This window comes from Curtobacterium sp. B18 (assembly GCF_000333375.1).
Classification (GTDB): Bacteria; Actinomycetota; Actinomycetes; order Actinomycetales; family Microbacteriaceae; genus Curtobacterium.
In genome coordinates this window covers 1-16,803 of the sequence record NZ_BACZ01000345.1, presented here as the reverse complement: position 1 = coordinate 16,803, position 16,803 = coordinate 1, and the positions used below count along the sequence as shown (strand labels likewise).

The following is a 16,803-nucleotide window of genomic DNA, read 5'->3' as shown; positions in this document are numbered from 1 at the left end:
TTTCGGTTCGGGCGGTCATCGGATGAGGGTGAGCCAGCCGGCGAGGGCTGTCAGGGTGACGGCGAGGACGGGGACGGTCAGCACGATGCCGGTGCGGAAGTACTGCCCCCAGCCGATGTGGATGCCCTTCCGATCGAGCACGTGCAACCACAGCAGCGTTGCCAACGACCCGATCGGTGTGATCTTCGGGCCGAGGTCGGAGCCGATGACGTTGGCGTAGATCATCACTTCGTGGGTCAGGCCGGTCGCTCCGGCTCCGCCGATCGCGAGGGCGGCGATGAGGACGGTCGGCATGTTGTTCATCAGCGACGCGAGGATCGCGATCACGAACCCGACCCCGAGCGCGGTGACGAGGACCCCGTGGTCCCCGAACACATCGAACAGCTTCGCGAGGTAGTCGGTGAGGCCCTGGTTCTGCAGCCCGTACACGACGAGGTACATGCCGATCGAGAACAGCACGATCTGCCACGGCGCCTCCCGGATCGTCTTCCACACCGGAATCACCCGCCCCGACCCGCCACCGGTGCCACCACTGCCGCCGGTGACGGCGGCGGTGCCGCCGGTCGTGACGAGGACCGGGGACGCAGCCTGACGGGCGAAGAGGAACGCGGGTTGCCGGGCAGCAACGAGAACGATCACGACCGCGCCGACACCCGCGACCGCGGCGAGGGGCACCCCGAGCGGGTCGGCGGCGAAGTAGCCGACCAGCAGCACGGCGAGGACCACCCATCCGGCGCGGAACGTCGCCCGGTCCTTCACCGCGGCGGCCGGACGGGTGAGAGCGAGAACGTCGTACCGCTTCGGGATCGACCGGCCGAAGTACGCCAGCAGCATCCCGAGGGACGCCAGCACGGACACGATGCCGACGGGCACCATGACGGCGGCGTACTCGGCGAACCCGAGGCCGAAGTAGTCGGCGGAGACGATGTTGACCAGGTTCGACACCACCAGCGGCAGGCTGCCGGTGTCGGCGATGAACCCGGTGGCGAGGATGAACCCCAGCGCCGCCTTCGCCGGCATGTTCAACGCGCGGAGCATCCCGACGACGATCGGAGTGAGGATCAGCGCGGCCCCGTCGTTGGCGAACACGGCCGCGATGACCGCGCCGAGGCCGACGATCAGCACGAACAGCAGCCGACCGTTCCCGCGACCCCACCGGGCCACGTGGAGCGCTGCCCACTCGAAGAAGCCGGCCTCGTCGAGGATCAACGAGATCAGCACCACCGCGACGAACGTCAGCGTCGCGTTCCACACGATCCCGACCACCGTCGGCACGTCCCCGAGCCCGACGACCGTGGTCGCGAGGGCGACGACCGCGCCGATGAGGGCGGTGTAGCCGATCGGGAAGCCCTTGGGCTGCCAGATCACCACCACGAGCGTCGCGACGAAGATCGCCGCGGCGACGACCGCCAGCACCATCAGACGCCCACCCCGGCCTGGTTCGCTGCCGCGGCGGCGCGCTCCCAGCCCTGCGCGGCGACCTGCACGGCATCCCACGGGGACCCGAGCGGTGGCGTGTAGCTGAGGTCCAAGTCGATCACGTCGTCCACCGAGAGGCCGGCGTGGAGGGCGGTGGCGTACGTGTCGATGCGCTTACTGATCTCCGCAGACCGTTCCCCGACGATCTGCGCGCCGAGGAGCCGGCCGGACGTGTGGTCGCCGGTGACGCTGATCGTCAGTGGCACCGCGCCTGGGTAGTACCGCTTGTGGTCATCCGCGACCGTGACACGGGTCAGTGGGGACACGTCGAGCGCAGCGGTCTCGTGGTGGCGGAGACCGGTGCGGGCGGCGACGAGGTCGAACACCTTCACCACCTGCGTCCCCACCGAACCGGCGAAGGTCCGGGACCCGCCGAGCATGTTCTCCCCGGCGACACGGCCCTGCTTGTGCGCCGTCGTCCCGAGCGGCAGCCACGTCGTCCCGAGCAGCCGGTGATGCGTCACGACGCAGTCGCCCGCAGCCCATACGTGCGGCACCCCGGTGCGCATCTGCTCGTCGACGACGATCGCGCCGGCCTGCCCGAGCTGCGCACCCGCTGCGGTCGCGAGGTCCGTCACCGGCCGCACGCCGACGCAGACCACCACGAGCGCGAACGTGCCCTCTTCATCCCGAGCGGCTGTCGCCGTCGTCACCCGCCACTGCCCGCCTCTGGTTGGGGTGATGCCGGTGACGGTCCCCCCGGTCAGCACGGTTGCGCCGTGTCGGCGGACCTCCGCGGTGGCCAGGGACCCGAGTTCCGGATCGAGGGTGGAGAGCACTTCCGGGCCGCGCTGGATCAACGTCGTGTCGAACCCGCGGGCGACGAGTCCCTCGGTCATTTCGAGGCCGATGTAGCCGGCGCCAACGACCGCGACGCGGCTGCCGGTAGGCAGCAGCTCCAGGGCAGCGACGACCTGCTCGGCGTCGGTCATCGAGTGCAGCAGGTGAATCCCGGGCTCACCGAACGGGATCCCGGCCGGGCGGACCGGCTCAGCGCCAGTCCCGATCAGCAGCTCGTCGTACGGCAGCTCTTCCTCACCGTCATGTCCGGTGACCGTGAGGCGGCGACGGTCCACGTCGACCGCAGAGGCCCATGTGGAGGAGCGGACGGTCATGCCGGCGGCTTCGAGATCGGCGCGGGTGCGGTGCGCGAGGGACGCTTCCGTGACGACGTCGCCCGAGACCCAGTAGGGGATGCCGCAGATCGAGAAGTTCGGGAACTCGTCCGCAAGGACCACGGTCACATCGGTCGACGGGTCCAGCTCACGGGCGCGCAGCGCCGCGGCGATGCCAGCGTCGCTGCCGCCAACGGCAACAAGGTGAGTCATCGTGGTCGGTCCTTCACAGATCAGCGGGAGACAAGCAAGGACATCGAAGCATGTCGATATCGATGAAGGCAAATATAGACGTGTGTCGAAGTCCGTGGGATGATGGTGTGATGACGACGATCGAGCTGCTCCCCATCCAGGACGTCACCGCGTGCTGCTCGCCCGTCACGACCGAAGCGATGACGCAGGAGTCCGCGGAGGTCCTGGCGAAGTCGTTGAAGGCGATCGCAGATCCCGCGCGTTTGCGGTTGATCTCGATGGTCGCCGCGCACGAGGGCGCGGAAGCGTGCGTCTGTGACCTGCAGGAACCGCTCGGCCTGTCCCAGCCGACCGTGTCGCACCACCTCAAGGTGCTCGTCGACGCCGGCATCCTGCACCGCGAAAAGCGCGGCACCTGGGCCTACTTCTCCCTCATCCCCGGCGCGCTCGAGTCCGTCGCCGCTCTGCTGACCTCGCCCACACGCTGAGACGACGGAACTTCCCTCGCGGCGAAGCCTCCGCACGGTGAGGATGAAGACATGACCGACGAGCAGGAACCGAATCCGATTGCGGACGCCCGTGCACAGATCCGCTGGATGATGGAGCAGCAACGCAAGCAGCCGAAGGTGTTCACCGAGGTGAAGGACAGGGACCTCGTCACCTTGATGGACCGGTTCGCTGGATCGCTCGAGTTCAACTCGATGCTCGTTGCTTCGCAGCTGATCGCGGAGGTCAGCCGACGACAACTGTGGGCCGCCGTTGTCGAGCGGCGCACTGCCATGCTTGCTTTGGGGCACCCTGACCAGGACCGAGCGACGCTTCGAGATCGTGCGCAGCTGGAGCTGGACCACTTCCGGAACGAGCACTTCCCGGTCGACCCCGACATCTTCGGCGATGACGAAGTAAAAGCAGAGGCGGCCTGGAACGGCTACGTCCAATTCTGATCGCACGATCCGGTGCAGCGGTTCTGCAGGATGGGTCCGCAGTGGCGATCATTAGTGACGTGCCCGTCTACAGATACGGCCCGATGAGTCAGCGATCAGCTCGGAGTCGCGGGAGGTTCGCGTGACAACGGGAGTGCTCGAGATCCGCTATCAGTGGCCAGTGCACCAGGTCGACCACTCTGCGGTCCGCCGTCACTTCAACGCTCCGCGCTTGACCGTCACCGGTGAAGAGAACGGGCCAGAAACATTGCGGTTCCAGCCCGATTCGTCCCGACCGGCCACTCTCACATGGGTCCTTGGGGATCGAGGCACGTGGACGATCGAGCCAGCCGGTGACACGCTGCCGGGCCCGAGGAGGCATGGGACCACTGGCAGAAGCAGGCGGACAGGGCGCTGTGGATGTTCCGCGGCGACCTGGGGAGCCGACGTAAACGTCACTCGGTCGTTGACGCCCTGCTCACCGGTGAGGTCCTGTTTTACGCGGCGCACGGAAACACGATCATGCGGTACCCCCCATGAACCGATCCCCGACGAGACGCCGCAACCCGACGGCTAGGCGTACCTACTGGTACTCATCAACCTGTTCCCCGACCGAGTCAGCATCGAGCATCGACGGCGGGCAGTTCGGCGGGACGACCTGAGCTCCGGGCTCGCTTAATTCAGAGTAGGGGTGCACGACTCCTCGCGGGCACCGAGGTTGGGAGCGGTCACGACGCCACCGCGTCGTCACTCAGGTCTGAGGGAGACCGACAGGACTGCCAAATAAGGTGTCCACCTCCGTATTTCAGGACAGGTTGTGTGGCAGTTGGACAACTTAGTTGGCGGACGACAACAACTGTCGGCCGCCGGCCAGCCTGTCCGGGGCTGGCGCGGCGACGCTCCCGCCACGGGGTCGGTGTCCGGTGCTAGTGCCAGATTGCTTGTCCTGATGTAAGCCGAGTCTCGATGGACGATCGGGCATCGAGACGCCGTCAGGCGCAGTTCATCGGGCCGGGAGGGCTACGCGCGGTAGCCCTCCCGGCTTCGATTAGAGAGTCCGGGCGTAGTCGACGGTCGGGTACGGGATGAAGCCGAGGGATTCGTAAAGGGCTCGTGCCGGGGCGTGGAACTCGTCGCCGCCCGTTCCGATGTGCACCACGGTGACCCCAAGCTCTCCGAGCCTGGTCAGCGCCGCCAAGCAGAGCGCTCGCGCGACTCCGCGCCGTCGAGCGTCAGGGTGAACGGCAACCATCTCCAGTCGTCCAGAGGTCGCACCGGTGGTGTTCCAGCCGACGTAGCCGAGCGGTTCGCCGTGTTCTTCCGCCAGCGTGATGAAGCGACCCTCGTCGGGAGCGAGCAGGGAAGGGACTTCCTTGCGGTAGTCGTCTTCCCAGTGCCCATGGTCGTGCGCGGTGACTTCGGCCCGTAGCTGCACGAGGGAGCCGGCGAGGAGCGGCCGGAACGTCTCGATCGTGAGAGCGGTGAGCGCGGGCAGGTCGAGCGGCGTGCAGTCGCGGATGTGCATGGGTGTGCTTCTTTCGTGAGCAGTCTGAAGGCTCCACGCCCGGGGTTGGGGTGGAGGAGAGCGACGGCCTAAGCCGTCCCTTCAGTCACGCGTGCGCCAGCTCGCGAAGCAGTTCATGTGGCCACGGTAACCAGGGGATGTCAGCCGGGGAAGAGATACGTCCTCACGCGCACCGGTCACCGACCGCCTACCGGAACGCGTGGTTAGTCTGAGGCAATCCGCTGGCGGGAGGACTCGACGATGCGACCACTGCTCCTCTCGGGCGGCCCGGCAGCCGGTAAGACGACCTGCGCTCGGGCTCTCGCAGCCGATCAGAAGCGCGCAGCTTATATCGATGGTGACGACATCCGTCAGGTCGTCGTCGCCGGTGCCGCGACGCTGTGGTCGGGCCCGGAAGGCAGGGCGCAACACGCGCTGGCCGCCCGCAACACCGCAAGCCTCGCACGCAATCTCAGCGATGCTGGATTCGCGGTCACGGCCTCCGACATCGTGACCGCGGAGGTCCTACCCGTGTACCGCTCGGAGCTGCCTGCGTGCTTCATCGTGCACTTGGCTATCACCCTCGACGAGGCCCGCAAACGAGCAACGACCCGTCCGGTCTACATCACGGAGGAGGAGTTCGAGCTGCTGCACCGAATCAGTGCCACTCCGCCGCCGGTAGACCTCGTCCTCGACGTCACAGGGATGACCGTGGACGAGCAGATCGAGCGCATCCGTGACGCTTGGATGGCGGCGGAGTCGGCTGTCCGATGATCGATGTGCCATCCGGCGGCGAGTGCCTAGCTCGATGGCGTGACGATCGCTGTCAGGCCACTCCAATCGGGCTCGTAGTCCGCCTCGATCAGTGCCCGACTCTCGGCATAGAACTCCGCGGCTCGCAGCGTCAGAGCTGGTGTCGGGGCAGTGGACAGCAGCGTCAGCGCCTCTGCAGCCACGACGTCGGTGGGCGTTCCCGACCGGTGGTGCGCGGTGCCACTCTGCCGATCCGCAAAGATCATGCTGTGCACGAGGGCTTCACGGACCACCCCGAGGGTGAGGTGCAGCCCGATGGCGTTCGCGCCCCGGCCGAAGCGTGTCGCCGCGAGGGCCAGGTCGAACCGCACGGCGTTGTCGACGGGCGGCTGCGGAAGCGTGAGGATTGCACCACGTACCGCCAGGTCGCAGCGACGACCGTCCCGCAGCACGGCGCGCACCCGCTGTGCGTCGTCGTCGAGACTGCTTTGCCATGCCCATAGTTCAGCTCCGAGGAGCATTTGGCCCTCGACCTCTGTGGAGAGGTCGATCTCTGCGTCAAGGTCGCTCCACCGATCAAGTTCCGAGGGTGTGAGCACGGAACCGTACGGCCGAACCGAGTCCACGGCCGGGCTCGCGACACCGAGCTGATCGAGAAGCTCCTGCTGCCACTGCATCCCCGCACACTACGAGAACACCGTCCCGATAGCAGGTCCGCCCGTGAGCCAGGAGATGCCTGTGGGGGCTTCGGACTCCCACTGTCGATGTCCGCCTTTTCGTGCACGGGGTTGGGCCTGGGCTCGGGGCTTGTGCTTGATTTCGCGGACATCTAGATGTTCGCGATTGTGTGCACTACCGTCGACCTCGAACGGGGGGGGGTGCGCGGCGGTGAGGTCGGGAGATGGACGGGTCGGAGCAGTCCGAGGTTGAGCGAGGCGTTCTCACGGCGTCGGCTGGGTCGTGGAGTGTGGCGGTCCTTCGGGCCGAGGTGATCGGTGAGCTTGCGTCTCACGAGCATGCGGGTGCTGATCGGGTGAATGAGGCAGCTTCTGCCTTGGGCCTGTCTCGCCGGTACGTCTACGAGCTCTTACGCCGATGGCGCTCGGGCGCGGGTGTCGCCTCGGACCTTCTGCCGGGGCGTCCTGGTGCACCGGCCGGCGGTCGCCGGCTGCCGGGCGCAGTGGAGGACGTCGTTGGCGAGGCGATCCGAACGCATTACTTGAGTCGGCAGCGGCGCAGCGTGGCGGCGGTGTACCGGGAGGTTGCCCGGCTCTGCCGCCTCGGCGGGCTCCGCGTCCCGTCCCGGGGGAGCCTCGTTCGGCGGATCGGCCAGATCGATCCGGTGAAGCAGGTCGGTCGGCGGGAGGGTGCTGATGCGGTGCGTGCTCGTCAGAGCGCGGGCGGGGCGGTGCCTCCGGTGCGGCATGTGCTGGATCAGGTGCAGATCGATCACACCCCGGTGGATGTCATCGTCGTCGACGAACGGCGTCGCCTCCCGATCGGTCGCCCCTACGTCACGGTCGGGATCGATGTGTTCAGCCGCAGCATCGTTGGCTTGGTGGTCACGTTGGAGGCGCCGTCTGCACTGTCGGCGGGGTTGTGCCTGTCGAGCATGGTCACGGACAAGCGGGGATGGTTGGAGCAGCTCGGAGTAGCGGCGTCGTGGCCGATGAGTGGGAAGCCGGTGGAGTTGTATCTCGATAACGCGGCCGAGTTCCACAGCGATGCTCTGCGTCGTGGGTGCGAGCAGCACGGCATCCGGTTGCGGTACCGGCCGCCGGGGCAGCCGCACTACGGAGGGATTGTGGAGCGGGTCATTGGGACGATGATGAAGACGGTCCACGAGCTGCCTGGGACGACGTTCTCCAACCCGCAGGAGCGGGGCGGGTATGACTCCGAGAAGACGGCGGCGTTGACGTTGCGGGAGTTGGAGCGGTGGCTGGTGCTCGCGATCGCGAGCTACCACGGGAGCATCCATGGGGGAATCGGGCGCACACCGGCGGGCCGGTGGAACGCGGGGCTGGCCGAGGCGGAACCGGTCGTGGTGGTGAACCCGGCCGCGTTCCTGATCGACTTCCTCCCGGTCATCCGCCGCACCTTGACGAGGTCGGGGTTCACGATCGATCACGTTCAGTACTTCTCCGATGCGTTGAAGCCGTGGATTGCGAGGCGGGAGCAGCTTGGCCGGTTCGTGATCCGTCGAGACCCCCGAGACATCAGCCGCGTGTGGGTCCTTGACCCAGAAGGAACGGAGTACCTGGCGGTGCCGTACCGGCGGTTGTCGCATCCACCGGTGAGTGTGTGGGAGCAGAAGGCCGCCGTGGCGGCGCTCCGGGCGGAAGGGCGAGCGGAGGTCGACGAAGATGCGTTGTTCCGTCAGATCGAGTTGATGCGCGACGTCGTCACCGCGGCCGCGCGGACGACGAAACGCGCGCGACGCGACACTGAACGGCGCGCCGTCACACCTTCGAAGCCTGCTCCTGCCGACGCGGTGCTCACCCCACCTGAGGAAAGGGATTCCGGCGCGGGTTCGCCGGCGGGTGTGGTGCCGTTTGCGGAGATCGAGGAGTGGTGACGTGGATGATGACCTGGTCGACCTGTCCCACCTGACCGAGGCCGGGCAACGTGTCGCCCAGCTGCCGGCGGAGGAACGCCTCGCGCACATCCGTTCTGATCGGTGGATCGGCTACACCCACGCCACCGACGCGCTGGCCCGCTTAGACGCGTTGTTCGTATGGCCGCGGAAGCAGCGAATGCCGAACCTGCTGCTGTTGGGGCCGACGAACAACGGCAAGTCGATGATCATCGAGAAGTTCCGCCGCACCCACCCGCCGGTGTCGCTCCCGGACCGGGAGCAGATCCCGGTCCTGGTGGTGCAGATGCCCTCGGACCCCACCGTCATCCGTTTCTACGTCTCCCTCCTGGGCGCGATGGGCGCACCGCTTCGTCCCCGGCAGCGGCTCGCGGAACTGGAACAAGTCGCCCTCGGTCTTCTGCGGGACGTCGGCGTGCAGGTCCTCGTCATCGACGAACTCCACAACGTTCTCTCCGGGACGGGACCCGTCCGTCGGGAGTTTCTGAACCTGCTCCGGTTCCTGGGCAACGAGCTGCGCATCCCCCTTGTCGGCGGCGGGACCCGCGACGCGTACCTCGCGATCCGATCCGATGATCAACTCGAGAACCGGTTCGAACCCTTCACCCTTCCCCGCTGGGAACCGAACACTGAGACCCGCGCTCTCTTGGCCAGCTTCGCGGCGTCCTTTCCGCTCCGCCGCCCGTCGAACATCGCCACGTCGGAGATGGCGACGTACCTTCTCACACGCAGCGAGGGCACCATCGGAGAACTGACCCGCCTCCTCACCGACGCCGCGATCGCTGCCGTGGAATCCGGAGAGGAGCGCATCAACACCAAGACCCTGCTCCTGGCGGACTACGCCGGCCCCACGGAACGGCGGCGACTGTTCGAACGGGAACTCGGATGAGAGCACCAACCCGGTGGCCGTGGCACCCGGAACCCGACAACGGAGAAGCGCTGTCGTCGTGGCTCATCCGTGTCGCATCTGCGCACGGGTTGTCCCTCACCGAGTTGCTGGGCAACCTCAACGACATCTCGTTTCAGGCTCTTGGTCGAGTGGCCTCCGGCCTGGATCGTGACCCACCCCGACAGTTCCTTAACGAGATCGCCCGGCACACCGGGCGATCCGTCGCACAGCTCCGCGCGATGACGATCGCCGGGCTGGTTCCCACGGTGGTGAACACTCTGGACCCGTCCGATGACCCGGACGTGTTCTCCAGCTACGTCCACCAGCACTCGATCCTTCTCACGCCACGCACCATCCAGCCCAGGATGACGCCGGGCTGGCGGGCGTGGCTCCCGCCGACGCCGCTTCGGCGGGCGTGCCCGGCCTGCGTCGCGGATTCCGCCCGGGTACCGAGGTTGCGGCTCCTGAGTCAGCTGCCACTCGCGCTGAGCTGCCCGGACCATGGCTGCTACCTGGAATCGATCTACGGGGTGCACGAGACCCGCGTCTTCTGGACCGACAGTCAGCACGACCCCCGGGCCGCCCCACCCGCGGTGAGAGCCATGGACCAGCGAACAGAAGACGCCCTGCGCACCGGCTTCGTCACGCTCCCCAGACGCCAGGTCCCCGCCGCCGTCTGGTTCCGACTACTGCGAACCCTCGTCGATGAACTCGCCACCTTCCCCACCCATGCCCGGCGACACTCCGCCACGCTCAACATCGTCTGGGACAGCATCGGCCAGCCGCCTCGCGGAGGGCGAAGCACGTGGCGGCCCTACGAAACCCTCCCCGGCCCCGTACAAGAGACGTTCCTGGAAGCAGCCGCGGCCGCGATCGCCCTGACCGAGTCCCGCACCATCACGCCCGCCGGCACAGACGGTCAACTCTTCCTCCCGGCACCTCCGCCCGCGAGTCCTCGGCCAGCTCGCGAGGGCCGACGCGCGACCCAGAGCGAGATGAGTCTCGACGATCGGTGGAAGGAGGTCGTGCAGAACCTTGAAGAAGCCATCGGCCTCGCCCGCAACGACTCGACGGCCGCCGACCAACTCTTCCGGTTCCTCGCCTGGGGACCAGGAGGAACCGACAACGCCCGCAAGATCCTCACCGATCTCGACATCCCCCTCCCGAACCCATCACACAATGACGTTTCCGCCCGTTCACGGGTCATAGAATAAGTGAGTGGTTAGGTGACACGTGCGAGGGGCAAGCTGCTCCTCGGCCGTCGTGTCACGTAATCGAACGTATAAGTGACAGGAGGAGCGGTCATGCTCGTGGGGTACATGCGCGTCTCGAAAGCCGACGGCAGCCAGACCACTGACTTGCAACGCGATGCACTCCTCGCCGCGGGCGTCGGGGAGGAGCAGCTGTATCACGATCACGCGTCAGGGAAAAAGGACGACCGGCCAGGGCTCGTCTCGTGCCTGAAGTCGCTTCGTGACGGGGACACGCTTGTCGTCTGGAAACTCGACCGGCTGGGTCGGGACCTGCACCACCTCGTGAACACCGTTCACGACCTCACCGCCCGAGGCGTCGGGTTGAAGGTCCTCACCGGGCAGGGAGCCGCGATCGACACCACGACCGCTGCCGGGAAGCTTGTGTTCGGGATCTTCGCCGCGCTGGCCGAGTTCGAACGGGAGCTGATCTCCGAGCGGACACACGCCGGGCTTGCCTCCGCCCGGGCGCGCGGACGCGTCGGCGGGCGGCCGTTCACGATGACACCGGCCAAGGTGCGGACAGCGATGGCCGCGATGGGGAACCCGGAGACGAACGTTGGGGAGCTCTGTGAGGAACTCGGCATATCCCGGCAGACGCTCTACCGCCACGTTTCGCCGACCGGCGAGATCCGAGCCGATGGTGCACGAGTGCTAGGACGGAAGCGCCCGCCGAGGAAGTGACCAGTGGTGCGTGAATGGGGTCGCGCACGAGGGTCGGACTGCTGGCTGATCGGAGAGCGCTGTGCCCGTTTGGCTTCGTGCCCGTGAGTGCCGTCGCAGGGTGCTTGACATTGCCCCTTAGGGCAAGGTGCATGATCAGGCGCAGTACCAGCGGGAGTCTCGTTCTGAGATACGGCTGACGGCGGATCGGAGTGCGATGTCTGAGAATCGTGGCGGCGGAATGGGCGGGGTGCTGATCGCCCTCGGCGCGGTGGGGCTGCTTATGGCCTGTTGCGCGGGTCCGGCGCTGATTGCGGCCGGCGGACTCGCGGTGGCTGCTGGCGCCCTGCGGAGTTGGCCGGTGCTCGCCGTGGCAGGCCTGGTCGTGGCCGCTGCTGTGGTGTACACCCTCGTTCGGACTCGACGCCGCTCGACCGCCCGTTCGGTTGACGCGAACAGCACCGCCGTTGACGGGGTAGCTGAGCAGGTAGCGCCGGTGATGGTCGATGACTGCTGTGCACTCCCGCCGAAGCGGGCCCGGGTGCAGCCGGCCGAGAACGGGGCGCACTCCGCTGATCGGGCGGGCCGCCCGTGATGCGGGGGTCGGTCTCCAGGGTGCTGGGAAGCCATCGGGGGCGGGCAGTGATGGTCTCCTCGATAGGGATCGCGGTCGCGGTGCTGTTGAGCGGGTGCGGAGCGCACACCTCGACCGCCGCCGCGCCCGGATCGGCAGGGAGCTCTGCTGCCGCCTCCTCCTCGCAGGCTTTTGGAGGCGCAGGCGGGGTTGCCGGTGCGAATGCGGGGGCGGGGTCCTCCATCGCGCCCGCGACGGTGCAGACGGTGTCAGGAACAAAGCTCACGGTGCCGGGCAACAAGCCGGCGCTGCTGTATTTCTTCACCGCGTCGTGTTCGAGTTGCGCTGCGGGTGCCACGACGGTCGGTGCCGGGGTGAGGAAGGCGGGTTCGGGTGTGCAGGCCATCGCGGTGGACCTGGACCCGGGCGAGCCGGTGCAGGTGATCCACGATTTCATGCGGTCCGTCGGGAACCCACCACTGTCCGTGGTGCGGGACGACGGGACGCTACTGAAGCGGTTCAACGTCGACGCGCTCGGCTTGACGGTGGTGCTGAACAAGACCGGACGCGTCGTCTACCGAGGCGTGGACCCCACGGCGGCGCAGACGGCCGCGGCGATCGCCGCCGCCGGCGCGTAAGGGGCAGCCGTGCTGGGTACCTTCGCCTTCGCGTTCGCGGCGGGGATGCTGTCCACCGTGAACCCCTGCGGGTTCGCGATGCTGCCCGCGTTTCTGGCGTACTACATCGGCCGTGACGAAGCCGGTGCCCGGCAGGGCGCCGTGCGGCGTGCGCTGGCCGGGCTCGGTGCTGGCCTGCTGGTCAGTGCGGGGTTCGCCGGGGTGCTGACCGTGACCGGGCTGTTGGTCGCGCTCGGCCTGCGCACCCTGATTGGGGCAGTGCCGTGGGTGGCGGTGCTGGTCGGGGTCCTGCTGGTCGGGCTGGGTATCGCCCTGCTCGCCGGCCGGCACGTCGGGTTGAGCATGAACTCCAGTCGGCTCACCCGGCAAGGGCGCGGCCCGGGCGCGATGGTCGCGTTCGGGGCGGCGTACGGAGTGGCGTCACTGTCCTGCACCCTCGCGGTGCTCCTGGCCGTGATCGGCCAAGCGTTGGCTGCTGGCAACGTCGGAAGCCTCATGGTGGTCTTCGCCGCCTACGCCGCCGGAGCAGCCACGGTGCTGGTGCTCCTGGGGCTGTCCTCCGCGCTAGCCAGCGGACTGCTCGCCCGGATCCTGCACCGCACCGCCCGGTACGTGCCCAGGATCGCGGGAGCGGTGCTGCTGCTCTCCGGCGTCTACCTCGTTGTCTACTGGGCGCCGGCCCTCGTCACCGGCGGCGCGAACGAGAGCCTCGCCACGACCGGCAGCCGCATCTCCGCCGCCATGACCGGCTTCATCAGCAACAACATCGCCCTCATCGTCACGGCGGCGCTGGTCACTGTCGCCGTCATCCTGACCGCCGCCCTCGTCACCCGCTCGAAGACCCGCACACACGCGCGGGCCACCGCCGCCGGGGCTGACAGCGACGAGGCGTAAACACCGAAGATTTTCTTCGCCGCCAACTCGTAGGGGTGCCCCGGCCGTGCGGCATCCTCCTGAACTCGGGCTCGCGCGGATTCCAGTTCCTAGAGCTTCATGCTCACTGGCCCCATCGCCTTGGTGCCGACATACCCGGCTACCCAGGCGGTGAGTGCGTCGTCGACCACTTCTCAAGCTTCACAGCCGTCCTTTCACTGTGCTGATTTGGGTTCGAGGGACCCGGTCGTGAAAGGCCCTCAGCAGACCTGCCGTTCATCCCGGTCTCGGGCCCGGGAGCGCCGGCGTCGGCCGCCGGGCGACGCCGGCCGCGCTCGATCATGCCCGCGGAACACCGCCGGGAGCCGGACGTGCACAGGCTCCCGGCGGTGTTCAGGCCTTGATGTTGTCGAGGGCGGCGAGGTAGGCCTCGTGGTAGGTGGGGAACTGGGCGACCTGGTCGCGGAGCGTGTCCAGCGGGAGCCGGGCGCGGATAGCGAGCGAGGCGTGGTGAATCCACTCCCCAGCCAGCGGGGCGACTGCCCACGCTCCGATGAGGACCTTCGCGTCCGTGTCGACCAGGAGCCCAAGGTTCCCGACAGGGTCCTTCTCATACGTCCAGGGCCGGGCGATGGCATCGGCGACGTCCAGTTCAGTGGAAACGGTGCGCAGCCCGGCGTGGTCGGCTTGCTGCTGGGTGAGCCCCGCGGCCGCGATCTCCGGTTCCCCGAACACCACACGTGGGATGCCGTCGTAGAACGCTTTCCGGCTGCCGCCGAGGATCGCCTCGGCCGCGATCCGGCCCTGGTACTTCGCGACGTGCGTGAAGGGCATCACCCCGGTCACGTCTCCGATCGCCCAGACGTTCTCGGCAGCCTTGCACTGCTCGTCGATCTGCACCTGCCCGTGCTGGCCGATGCTCACGCCGACGTCCTCGAACCCGAGGCCAGCGGTGCGTGGTTTCCGGCCGGTGGCGAAGATGACGACGTCGCCGGTGGCGGTGCTGCCGTCGTCGAGCTCGATCACGCTGCTTCCGCCGTCGCGGCGACCCCGTTTCGCGGAAGCGTTCAGCCGCACGTCCACCCCAGCCGCTTCCAGGTAATGGTGGGCGAGTTCCCCGACGCGGGGTTCTTCCCGGTCGATCAACCGGTTTCCGCGCTGCAGGAGGGTGACGTGCACCCCGAACCGGGACAGGAACGTTGCGGTCTCCACCCCGACGGCGCTCCCGCCGACGATCACGACACTGCCCGGCAGGGTGGTCGCGGTGTAGGTCTCCCGGTTCGTCCACGCCGTGATCTCAGACAGCCCCTCCAACGGCGGGATGACGGCGTCGGAGCCGGTGGCGATGATGATGTGCTCGGCGATCACTTCCTGGCCGCCGGCTTGGATGCGGCCAGGACCGGTGATGCGAGCATCCTCCTTGATCACGAGCGCACCTTGCTTGCTATATCCCTCGACCTGGCCGGCGTCATCCAAGTTCCGGATCATGTAGTCGCGGTAGTCGCTGGTCTCCGACCAGTTCAATTCCGCCCCGCCCACGCCCGCAGCACGCTGCACCTCGGTCTGCGCCTCGGATGGCCGCAACACCGTCTTCGACGGGATGCAGGCCCAGTAAGCGCACTCCCCACCGATCAACTCCCGCTCAAACACCGCGACGCGCTTCCCGGCCTGCATCAGCCGGCTCGCCGCCACCTCACCGCCGGGCCCCATGCCCAGCACCGCTACGTCCACACGCTCACTCATCCGCTTGCCCTTCATTCGTCATCATTGATCGTTCAGGTGCGATGCGCGGACAGCTCAGTCCGGGCATCGGCGGCCGCATGCTGTCCCGCGGGGTGGCGCCGATTCTGCTCACGCCGCCTGGACGCATCACGGTCACGAGGAGCGAGCACGTCTTGCTGCCGGAGGCGTGTCGCGCCAGCGGGCAGATCCGTTCGCCCGCTGGGACCTCTGGCCGGGTGCACCGTCGCCCTGGCCAGCGCGGCAACCATCGACGTGCCGGCGCGGTGGGGCTAGCAGCAGCCGCCAGGTGCAGCAGCCGGTCGGTTCTCATCGTCGGCGTTCTCGATCATCGTCCGCGCCATGCCCTGCCCGAGGGCGTACGCGTCAGTGACCGGCAGGACTTCCCCTCCGGGATGCGCCTCGATCCACGCGTGCGCCTCTTCTGTGGAGGTGAAGTAGTGCACCTGGTTGCAGAACGCGGACCGGAGGGAGGTCATGTCGTCCGGGTTCACCAGGGACACCACGGCCGTCTCAGGGGATACGGACTGCACCCCGTCGGGTCCGACGGTGACATTGATCGGGTTGCCCGAGGCGGGGCTGACGGATTCGACGCGAGCGGAGGTGCCGAGCAGGGTGGGGAAGATGAGGGTGTCCAACGCGCACCAGGTGTACAGCTGCTCCCCGTTGACCTCGAACCGGTGGGGCGTGGGACGCAGGGTGAGTCCCTGACCGATGATGCGGCCGTACTCGTACTCAATGTCCGGCACCGCGGCAAGCGCCTCCCGCACGTCCGCCTCAGTGCGTCCCGTCGCTGCCGCGAGGGCGCTGAACTCGACGGGGTCGCCCTGAGCGAGCAGGTTCAGCAGCGGCAGCCAGAGGGATGCTTCCTGACCGGTCTCGCTGGAGGTGAGTCGATCGGCCAGGGACGTGTTCTCAGTCATCGAAATCCTCTTTCGTTGTGCATGCGAGTGCGAGTGCGAGTGCGAGTGTTGGGCGGGGCTGAGCGGGGCGGGGCTGGGCTGAGCTGAGGCGGCGTGCGGTTAGGCGGCGCAGCAGGAGAGTTTGCTGATGTCGGTGCTGAAGGACTGCGCGGCGATCTTGATGCCCTCCGCCATCGTCAGGTACGGGCTCCACAGTGCCCCGACCTGATTGACGGTCATCCCCGCGGCGATGATGTAGACCCCCGCGGCGGCGAGGTCCGCGGCTTCCTTCCCGACCGCCGTGATGCCGACGATGCGGCCCGTGCTCGCTTCGGCGACCATCTTGATGAACCCACGCGTGTCCCGGTTCACCAGCGCGCGGGGCACGTACTCCAACGGCACCACCTGGCATCGGCACTGGATCCCTGCCGCGTTGGCCTGCCGGTCCGTCATCCCCACGGCGGCGACGGTCGGACTGGAGAAGATGATCCGCGGCAGGTTGCCGTAGTCGATCTTCCGGCCGGCATCGTTGAACGCGTTCTCGGCAACGAGGGCGCCATGCGCCGCGGCGACGTACACGTACTCCGGGTGCCCGGTCACGTCGCCGGCTGCCCAGACTCGCGGGTTCGTCGTCTGCTCGAACGCCTCGAACGGCTGCGCCGGACCCTCGCCGAGGAAGGGCTGTTCGACCCCGCCCGGAAGAAGCGGCTGCCGT

At 67.8% G+C, this 16,803-nt stretch carries 15 protein-coding genes and 1 pseudogene; 9 read left to right on the top strand and 7 right to left on the bottom strand.

What is annotated here, in order from left to right; genetic code table 11:
- Window positions 1-15: 15 nt before the first annotated feature.
- Window positions 16-1,419 carry an arsenic transporter gene (locus tag I5E_RS21530; RefSeq protein WP_022906753.1) on the bottom strand — a complete coding sequence of 468 codons (1,404 nt, stop codon included), beginning with the start codon at window positions 1,417-1,419 and terminating at the stop codon, window positions 16-18.
- Window positions 1,419-2,807, bottom strand: coding sequence for an FAD-dependent oxidoreductase (locus I5E_RS09390; protein ID WP_022906752.1), 1,389 nt, complete (start codon window positions 2,805-2,807; stop codon window positions 1,419-1,421). The genes I5E_RS21530 and I5E_RS09390 overlap by 1 nt, the downstream gene beginning before the upstream one ends.
- Window positions 2,808-2,917: 110 nt before the next feature.
- Between I5E_RS09390 and I5E_RS09385 the strand changes: the two genes are divergently transcribed.
- Window positions 2,918-3,274 carry an ArsR/SmtB family transcription factor gene (locus I5E_RS09385; protein WP_022906751.1) on the top strand — a complete coding sequence of 119 codons (357 nt, stop codon included), beginning with the start codon at window positions 2,918-2,920 and terminating at the stop codon, window positions 3,272-3,274.
- 51 nt (window positions 3,275-3,325) lie between these two features.
- Entirely contained in the window at window positions 3,326-3,730 is a 405-nt protein-coding gene (locus I5E_RS09380) for a hypothetical protein (RefSeq protein ID WP_022906750.1), read from the top strand.
- A gap of 1,027 nt (window positions 3,731-4,757) precedes the next feature.
- On the opposite strand, the gene I5E_RS09375 is transcribed toward I5E_RS09380, so the two are convergent.
- Window positions 4,758-5,234, bottom strand: a complete 477-nt coding sequence (locus tag I5E_RS09375; RefSeq protein ID WP_022906749.1) for a GNAT family N-acetyltransferase — start codon at window positions 5,232-5,234, stop codon at window positions 4,758-4,760.
- A gap of 240 nt (window positions 5,235-5,474) precedes the next feature.
- Here I5E_RS09375 and I5E_RS22665 point away from each other — a divergent pair, with 240 nt between their 5' ends.
- Window positions 5,475-5,987 (top strand): adenylyl-sulfate kinase, encoded by a 513-nt coding sequence (locus I5E_RS22665; RefSeq protein WP_022906748.1) that lies wholly within the window; start codon window positions 5,475-5,477, stop codon window positions 5,985-5,987.
- 26 nt (window positions 5,988-6,013) lie between these two features.
- On the opposite strand, the gene I5E_RS09365 is transcribed toward I5E_RS22665, so the two are convergent.
- The gene (locus I5E_RS09365; protein ID WP_022906747.1) at window positions 6,014-6,643 is read right to left on the bottom strand and encodes a hypothetical protein; all 630 of its coding nucleotides are present in this window, start codon (window positions 6,641-6,643) and stop codon (window positions 6,014-6,016) included.
- 224 nt (window positions 6,644-6,867) lie between these two features.
- Here I5E_RS09365 and I5E_RS09360 point away from each other — a divergent pair, with 224 nt between their 5' ends.
- The 6 genes from I5E_RS09360 (at window position 6,868) to I5E_RS09330 (ending at window position 13,467) form a co-directional block, all read left to right on the top strand.
- Entirely contained in the window at window positions 6,868-8,541 is a 1,674-nt protein-coding gene (locus I5E_RS09360) for a Mu transposase C-terminal domain-containing protein (protein ID WP_022906746.1), read from the top strand.
- Between the two features lies 1 nt (window position 8,542).
- Window positions 8,543-9,448, top strand: coding sequence for a TniB family NTP-binding protein (locus I5E_RS09355; protein ID WP_022906745.1), 906 nt, complete (start codon window positions 8,543-8,545; stop codon window positions 9,446-9,448).
- A complete protein-coding gene (locus I5E_RS09350) occupies window positions 9,445-10,662 on the top strand; it encodes a TniQ family protein (RefSeq protein ID WP_022906744.1) in 1,218 nt (405 codons plus the stop codon). The genes I5E_RS09355 and I5E_RS09350 overlap by 4 nt, the downstream gene beginning before the upstream one ends.
- 90 nt (window positions 10,663-10,752) lie before the next feature.
- Complete coding sequence (locus I5E_RS09345; protein ID WP_022906743.1) at window positions 10,753-11,382, top strand: recombinase family protein; 630 nt, start codon at window positions 10,753-10,755, stop codon at window positions 11,380-11,382.
- Window positions 11,383-12,003: 621 nt separating this feature from the next.
- Complete coding sequence (locus I5E_RS24425) at window positions 12,004-12,573, top strand: TlpA family protein disulfide reductase (protein ID WP_148286915.1); 570 nt, start codon at window positions 12,004-12,006, stop codon at window positions 12,571-12,573.
- Window positions 12,574-12,618: 45 nt separating this feature from the next.
- Window positions 12,619-13,467, top strand: a complete 849-nt coding sequence (locus I5E_RS09330; protein WP_042723734.1) for a cytochrome c biogenesis protein CcdA — start codon at window positions 12,619-12,621, stop codon at window positions 13,465-13,467.
- 372 nt (window positions 13,468-13,839) lie between these two features.
- On the opposite strand, the gene I5E_RS09325 is transcribed toward I5E_RS09330, so the two are convergent.
- The 3 genes and pseudogenes from I5E_RS09325 to I5E_RS09315 form a co-directional block, all read right to left on the bottom strand.
- Window positions 13,840-15,204 carry a dihydrolipoyl dehydrogenase family protein gene (locus tag I5E_RS09325; protein WP_022906739.1) on the bottom strand — a complete coding sequence of 455 codons (1,365 nt, stop codon included), beginning with the start codon at window positions 15,202-15,204 and terminating at the stop codon, window positions 13,840-13,842.
- A 254-nt stretch (window positions 15,205-15,458) separates the two neighbouring features.
- Window positions 15,459-16,109, bottom strand: coding sequence for an organomercurial lyase MerB (merB, locus tag I5E_RS09320; RefSeq protein ID WP_022906738.1), 651 nt, complete (start codon window positions 16,107-16,109; stop codon window positions 15,459-15,461).
- A gap of 99 nt (window positions 16,110-16,208) precedes the next feature.
- Window positions 16,209-16,803 (bottom strand): annotated as a pseudogene (locus tag I5E_RS09315) (hypothetical protein); the annotation flags it as partial.

Coding starts and splice junctions, on each gene's coding strand:
- I5E_RS09385 (WP_022906751.1), top strand. CDS start 2,918: ATGACGACGATCGAGCTGCTCCCCATCCAGGACGTCACCGCGTGCTGC.
- I5E_RS09375 (WP_022906749.1), bottom strand. CDS start 5,234: ATGCACATCCGCGACTGCACGCCGCTCGACCTGCCCGCGCTCACCGCT.
- I5E_RS09350 (WP_022906744.1), top strand. CDS start 9,445: ATGAGAGCACCAACCCGGTGGCCGTGGCACCCGGAACCCGACAACGGA.
- I5E_RS09360 (WP_022906746.1), top strand. CDS start 6,868: ATGGACGGGTCGGAGCAGTCCGAGGTTGAGCGAGGCGTTCTCACGGCG.
- I5E_RS09390 (WP_022906752.1), bottom strand. CDS start 2,807: ATGACTCACCTTGTTGCCGTTGGCGGCAGCGACGCTGGCATCGCCGCG.
- merB (WP_022906738.1), bottom strand. CDS start 16,109: ATGACTGAGAACACGTCCCTGGCCGATCGACTCACCTCCAGCGAGACC.
- I5E_RS21530 (WP_022906753.1), bottom strand. CDS start 1,419: ATGGTGCTGGCGGTCGTCGCCGCGGCGATCTTCGTCGCGACGCTCGTG.
- I5E_RS09380 (WP_022906750.1), top strand. CDS start 3,326: ATGACCGACGAGCAGGAACCGAATCCGATTGCGGACGCCCGTGCACAG.
- I5E_RS22665 (WP_022906748.1), top strand. CDS start 5,475: ATGCGACCACTGCTCCTCTCGGGCGGCCCGGCAGCCGGTAAGACGACC.
- I5E_RS09365 (WP_022906747.1), bottom strand. CDS start 6,643: ATGCAGTGGCAGCAGGAGCTTCTCGATCAGCTCGGTGTCGCGAGCCCG.
- I5E_RS09330 (WP_042723734.1), top strand. CDS start 12,619: ATGCTGTCCACCGTGAACCCCTGCGGGTTCGCGATGCTGCCCGCGTTT.
- I5E_RS09345 (WP_022906743.1), top strand. CDS start 10,753: ATGCTCGTGGGGTACATGCGCGTCTCGAAAGCCGACGGCAGCCAGACC.
- I5E_RS09325 (WP_022906739.1), bottom strand. CDS start 15,204: ATGAAGGGCAAGCGGATGAGTGAGCGTGTGGACGTAGCGGTGCTGGGC.